The following is a 6,762-nucleotide window of genomic DNA, read 5'->3' as shown; positions in this document are numbered from 1 at the left end:
AACGGGTAAAATCCTGAAGAAGGAACTTAAATAAGTTTGAAAATCCACATTTTGAAATCAAGAAAGTCCAGTAGAAAACTACTGGACTTTCTTGATTAAAATTCTACATGGGGCCAGAGAATAGGTTTTTATATGATTGTTGAAATTCCTATCTAAAATCATCAAGAAATCTTTTAAAAGAGTTTTCATCAATATGGATTATAGGAATCTGATACCTGCCCGGAATCCCCACCAAAACTGACCAGCTAAATCTTTATTATATCGGAATGTATGTTCAGATGAGACCCGGAAATTGTTGTAATAGAAAAGGTCGGGATGCCTATCAAAAGAAGTTTCAAAAACTCGGTAGTTGATGGTAGGGCCAGCGAAAATTCCAAACTTTTTAGCTACCTGAAAATCCATTCCTACATAGAATCGATTGACTAGGTTTAATGCCTCGACATTTCCACTTTGCATTTGCTCAGAACTCAATTCTATGTTTAAAAATGTTTTATTTCCAAGTCTTGGAGAGGTACCTACACCATAACCAAAAGACCAGGTAGTTTCTCTTGAAATTTCCGGTCTGAATCCAGCGAAAAACATATTGTAAAAACTTCGGGTACCAGTTCGGAATGAAAGATTGATGGGCATAATTTCATTGGTTCCAATTTCTACCGTGTGGTATCCGCTTTTTACAAAACTGATCAGCCCGATAGGAGCTCCCGTAATACTATCGGAATAATTAATCAAACCAATTTGGGTACCATTTACTTTTCTGGCAAAATTCAAAATTCCAGCTATTTGAGCACCTTGAACATCCTTTGGGGTAAAGTTTAGTATCCCTGCAGCTTGGGTTCCTTTCACGTTGCCTCCCGCAAAGTTTGCGATGCCAGCACCTTGAAATCCGGTAGCATTTTGCCCTGCAAAGTTTAAAATTCCAGCCCCCTGAAAGCCATTCATTGATTTGCTGGTGAAATTGGTAATTCCGGCCAATTGGGCTCCATGAATGGCACCTGTAGTAAAATTGACTATTCCCGCTCCTTGGACGCCTTGTATGGAATCTAAAGTCGAATTTGCAATTCCAGCAAACTGGACCCCTTTTAAGGAACCGCCAACCTGATTAAATATCCCGGCAAATTGTGCATTTCCTACATCAAATCGATTGATGTTAAACAATCCTGCCAACTCGAGTTTGTTGGTTCCAGCAGAAAAGCCGCCAAATAAGTTAAAGGAATAATCATTGGTTGTGATTCCAGAATTCTTTCCATTAGTTCCCAAATATGGGACGATTGAAATCTGGAAATTTGAATTGAAAATAACTTCTTTTTGATCTGAGGAAGTTTGAGTGATTCCTAAAATAGGGTTTAATACAAAAAGAAAGAGTACGAATAAGATTTTGTGAAACGTTTTCATAGCGTTGGTTTAGTTTTCGTATCTATGACAATCGAAAACCAAATACCCCCTATGGTTGCCGCAAATTTTTTTCGAAAATTTTAAAAAAAGCGAATTCCAGCCCTGAAACCCCACCAAAGCTGGCTTTTTATATTTTCCTGATAGTCCTTTTCTGAAATAATTTTAGGTCCGGATGAAGAAAATAGATCAGGATGCTCCGTGTACGAACTATCATAAACCCGGAGATTGATGCTTGGTCCGGCGAAGATCCCCACCTTGTTCGAAAACTGATAATCAAGTCCCAAATAGCCTCTGTTGATCAGGTTTAAAGCAGCTAAATTTCCTTTCAACAATTGTTGTGAGCTTAGTTCAAAATTCAGATATAATCTATTCATCAACTTGGGAGATGTACCAACACCATATCCGAAAGCCCAAGTGACAGAATCAGCTTTTTCCGGTCTAATTCCTGCAAAAATCATATTGTAGAAACCTCTAGTTCCAGTTCGCAATGAAATATTTAAAGGTAAGATTTCATCGGTTCCGATTTCCACTTTGTGGTATCCTTTTCTCACAAAACTGATCAGTCCAATGGGGGTTCCCGAAGTACTGTCTGAATAGTTTAATAACCCGAGTTGGAAGCCTTTCACATTTCTGGCAATATTTAAAACTCCCGAGATTTGTCCCCCATGCACATCATGGTGAGTATAATTAGTGACTCCTGCCAGTTGAACTCCTTTGATATCCGAGGTAACTATATTCAAAACGCCTGCTGATTGAACCCCACTAACAGGTCCAGAAGAAAAATTACCAACCCCTGCGGCCTGAAATCCTTCAACCCGGTCTAAATTGATATTTGTAATCCCAGCCACCTGGAAACCTTTCACTGTTCCTCCCACTTGGTTGAATAAACCTGCAGCTTGGAAATATTGTACATTTCTTCGGTTGATATTGAATAGTCCTCCAATTTCTGCTTTGTTCGTACCTCCAGAAAAACCACCCAAAATGTTGATTGAGAAATCATTTTGAACTGAGCCACTTATTTTTCTATTGGTACCAATAAAAGGCACAAAAGAGACTTGGAACCCTCTGGATAATGTGTCCTGGATATTTTCAAAGTTTGTGAACCCAACGGAATTTGAAGTCCAAGCCCAAAAGTTTTTCATGGGTTCGGTAAGACTTCTGACAATAGGTGAAGTTTCTTCGCCCTCAGCTTTTAGAAAAATTTTCCGAAACCTGGAGCTTTTGCCTTCCACTAATAAGGTATCCGCGTAATCCTTTTTATTGACAACTAGCTCAAAGTTATCTTCCGCAGGGTTCTTTACTTGAAATTGAAAGTATCCAAACTCATCAGTCGTGGAGGATTGTAAAGTGATCGGATTATAAACAGTTGCATTTTTTATCCTTTCGCCTGACTGTTCATCGACCACATAACCACTGATTGTGATCTCTTTTTCAGAAGGTGGTGCTGGAGTCAAAATCAGATAAACTCCCTTTTGTTTGTAATTGATACTCCCTTCGAAAACTTCTTCCAGAACTTCACGGCAAGATTGGTCTTGAAAATTTCCAGAAATCCTACGGTTGATATCCACTGAGGAGGGACTATAAGAAAATACCCCGCCGACTTCTTTGGATAATCTGTTCAGGAATGCATCCAATGGCTCCTCCTGAGCATGCATGCTCACCTTCTTTTCCAATAGAGAAAATTGCTGGGCAATGCCAATTTGAATTCCGCCTATTATTAAAAGAATTGTAAAAACATACCGAAAAAAGTGCTTCCTCATTTAAAAATCAATTGCAGGATTCTCCTGAAAGAGTAATTCTATCCCCCGATTTATTGATCTGTAAATTTAAAGTTTCAGAAATGATCGTCAAAATAGTATCAAGGTCCTCATTCTTAAAATCTACTGTCAATCTACAAGTTTCAATTTGGACATTTAATTCAATATCAGCTTGGTAAACATCCGAAATCTGGGAGATGATGGTTGCCAAATCTTCATTGAAATAGGAGAAAGATCTGGAGCTATAGGAATCCACATTGGTCTCTGCCTCCTCTTTTGAGAATGAACCGCTCACCTTATCAAAAGTACCCTTTTCTCCTGCCTTCAGACTGATCCCTTGTTGATCATCGAGATACATTCGCACTTCGCCTTCCAGTACACTTACCTCTACAATTGGGGTTTCAGGATAGCCTTTTACATTAAAAACTGTCCCAATATCTTCAATAAGAAGATTCTCTACCTGAACTTGCCAATTGACTTTTTTGTCAGCCGGAATGGAAATCAAGGATTCTCCGCTCAATTTTATCAGCCCAGTTTTCTTTCGTTCATTGTATTCCACACTTACTTCAGAATCCCTGTTTAAAGAAATACGAGTCTGATCTGGTAGAATTTGAGTTTCTACTTGGTTTTCGCTCAGAAAATTAAATTCCTCCGGTTTGGTTAATTGCTGATAGACTAGAAATGAAATGGTACAAAGCAAAACAAAACTGGCGGCGATTCTCCAAGGTTTGAAGAAGATTTGTTTCCCTTTTTTCGGGTTTTGAATTCTGGGTTTGATTCTCTGCCAAGCCAGATCAGCATCAAAGTTCATATCATAACCCAGGTTGGCTTTTTGAAAAATCAATAACTCATCGTCTAGAATTTTCTGATTTTCTTCAGATTGAGCGCACCATTTCATCAGCTCCTGTTCTTCTTCAGAGTTGATTTCGCCAACAATATATTTGGCGATAAGGCTTTCTATGTAGAATTCTTCCTGCTCGCTCATCATTCTAGAATAATATTTAGAAATATGGCAATCAAAGGGAGGTATTCCTGTAATTGGATACGCATCAATTTCAAGGCTTTGCCCATTTGATTTTCTACTGTTTTGATAGATAGGTTTAATTGATCAGCAATCTCTTGATACTTTAACTCCTCAAACCTGCTCATCGTAAATATGAGTCGGCATTGTTGTGGGAGTGCTTGAAGGGCCAAAGCAATTTTTTCTTCTAATTCTCCTTTTAGAGTAGACTGGTCTGAAGACTCACTATACTGTTCTCCCTGTTGGGCAAGCATGTCGCCATAGTTTTTCTTTACCTTTTGATGTTTGATTTCATTCAAACAAGAATTACGGATAGTCTGATACAGATAAGATTTTACAGAGCTTTGGATATTGATATTTTCTTTTTTCTCCCAAAGTTTTATAAAGCAGTTTTGGACTACTTCTTCCGCATCATCAGAATCTTCCAAGTAGGAATTCGCGTAGCGGCATAAGGGCTGATAATATTCTTTAAATAACATCTCCAGTGCTTTTTCATCACCTGACTTGATCGACTGAAAAATCGTTTGATCTGTGGATTGCATGGAGGCATATTGCTGTACATGCAAGTTAAGGTTTTGAATGGTTTTTATAAATAGGACAACTCAGCTAAGAAAAACCCCTAAGAGGCTTTGAAAATATTTTAAAAAAATCAATGAAATCTTAAACTTCAGGTCAATCGAATTCAAACTAAAACCTAAATCAATTTTGAAATACCTAATTGGAAGGAGCTTGGCTAAATTCTTGGTTGTCTTTTGACTAAAAATAGGTAGAGTCAAAATCGAGGTAAAAGCAATAAGGGAATGGATTGTCTAAAGACTTTTACGATGTTGGGTTCAAGGGGTAATTTATTTAAAAATCCTATGCATAGCCTCTCCCAAAACTTTTTGGATAAGTTTTTAGCAATTTTTTCGTGAAATGCATTTTTTTGGATGGTAATGCTCTGGATTTTCAGAAATGTATATTTAAAGAATAATTGGAATCAACCATCATAGTGAGATGCGAAAAGATTTTTACTTCAGCTTATTATTTTATCTTATTTTGAGTATTGGGCAGATCTCATGTAGCTCGAACCCAAACCAAGAATCAGCAGAAAAGAAAGCTCATTACCTCGAAAACCGTAGCCCATTAATTTCAATCCCATATCTAGAACTTCCATTGGGAAGCATTAAACCTTCTGGTTGGTTGCAGGAACAACTGAAGCGAATGGCTACTGGTATGACAGGTAATTTGGATACGGTTTATCCCGAAGTTGTGGGAGATAGAAATGGCTGGTTGGGAGGTGATGGAGATGGATGGGAACGCGGGCCTTACTGGATTGATGGACTGGTTCCATTGGCCTATATCCTGGATGATGAAAACCTCAAGAAAAAAGCCCAAGAATGGATAGAATGGACTTTGACGAACCAAGCTGAAAGTGGATATATTGGGCCAATTCCTTTTGAGGAAGAACCTGAACCTGAGGCAGGAATACAAAAGGGACCCCGGAAAGATTGGTGGCCAAAAATGGTCATGCTCAAAGTATTGCAGCAGTATTATCAAGCCACTAATGATTCAAGAGTTATCGATGTATTAACCAAGTATTTCCATTATCAATTGACTGAATTGCCTAAACACCCAATGGATGAACTTTCCTTTTGGGCAAATAGGAGAGCTGGAGATAATTTGGCAGTCGTTTTTTGGCTCTACAATATTACTGCTGATGAGAAACTCTTAGATTTGGGCGATTTGATTCAAAAGCAAACATTTCCATGGCAACAGGTTTTTTCCAACCCGAGCAATGAGATTTCTTTTGAGGATGTTTGGCATTACAATAAAGTGAAAAGATACCCTTTTGATGCAGAGGAAATATCCCAAATAAACTTAGCTCAAGTTCCAGGCTTGCATACGGTGAATGTAGCCCAAGGACTAAAACAGCCAATTGTTTATTTCCAAAAATCGGGAGATCAAAGTTCTGTGGCTTCAGTCAAAAATGCCTTGAATATGCTTCAAAAATACCATGGACAACCTCAAGGGATGTATGGAGGAGATGAGCCTTTGCATGGGAACAACCCGGTTCAAGGAATTGAGTTTTGTTCCATATCGGAGGAAATGTATTCACTTGAAACCATTTTGAAAATCACTGGGGATCCAAGTTTTGCAGGCCTACTGGAAAAGATCACATACAATGCGCTTCCAACACAAGCTTCGGACGACTTTACCAGCAGGCAATACTTCCAGGCTGCCAATCAGGTCATTTTATCCGACTCTATTGATTTTTCTTACGAAACCAAAAATCATGGGGGGACAGATTTTGTTTTCGGTGAACTCACAGGATACCCATGCTGTACGACCAATATGCATCAATCCTGGCCGAAATTTGTTCAAAATTTGTTTTATGCAACCCCTGATAAAGGCGTGGCAGCACTTCTATATGGTCCCAGCTCTGTGGAATTAAAGGTCGGAAGTGGGGAAAAGCTTGTGATTAAAGAAACCACTGGATTCCCATTTAGGGAGACAGTCATATTTGATCTAAGTCTATCCCAAAATTCTGACTTCCCATTTCATTTGAGAATACCCGATTGGTCCCATGAAACAGATATTAGTATCAATGGT

At 38.6% G+C, this 6,762-nt stretch carries 5 protein-coding genes; 1 reads left to right on the top strand and 4 read right to left on the bottom strand.

The window, feature by feature from the left end; translation table 11 throughout:
• Positions 1-198 precede the first annotated feature (198 nt).
• From Q0L68_RS14255 to Q0L68_RS14240, 4 genes are all read right to left on the bottom strand, one after another.
• A complete protein-coding gene (locus Q0L68_RS14255) occupies positions 199-1,392 on the bottom strand; it encodes a hypothetical protein (protein WP_296704458.1) in 1,194 nt (397 codons plus the stop codon).
• Positions 1,393-1,472: 80 nt separating this feature from the next.
• Positions 1,473-3,152, bottom strand: a complete 1,680-nt coding sequence (locus tag Q0L68_RS14250; protein ID WP_296704455.1) for an STN and carboxypeptidase regulatory-like domain-containing protein — start codon at positions 3,150-3,152, stop codon at positions 1,473-1,475.
• 7 nt (positions 3,153-3,159) lie between these two features.
• Positions 3,160-4,134: a FecR family protein gene (locus Q0L68_RS14245; protein ID WP_296704453.1), complete on the bottom strand. Its 975-nt coding sequence runs from the start codon at positions 4,132-4,134 to the stop codon at positions 3,160-3,162.
• A complete protein-coding gene (locus Q0L68_RS14240; protein WP_366938406.1) occupies positions 4,134-4,736 on the bottom strand; it encodes an RNA polymerase sigma-70 factor in 603 nt (200 codons plus the stop codon). The genes Q0L68_RS14245 and Q0L68_RS14240 overlap by 1 nt, the downstream gene beginning before the upstream one ends.
• Before the next feature lie 430 nt (positions 4,737-5,166).
• Here Q0L68_RS14240 and Q0L68_RS14235 point away from each other — a divergent pair.
• Positions 5,167-6,762 (top strand): beta-L-arabinofuranosidase domain-containing protein (locus Q0L68_RS14235; RefSeq protein WP_296704450.1); only part of this gene is annotated, 1,596 nt, incomplete at its 3' end.

It is taken from the genome of Algoriphagus sp., from assembly GCF_024642405.1.
In the GTDB taxonomy this organism is placed as follows: domain Bacteria; phylum Bacteroidota; class Bacteroidia; order Cytophagales; family Cyclobacteriaceae; genus Algoriphagus.
Note: the sequence above shows the minus strand (reverse complement) of the source record. Positions and strands in the feature narration are given on the sequence as shown.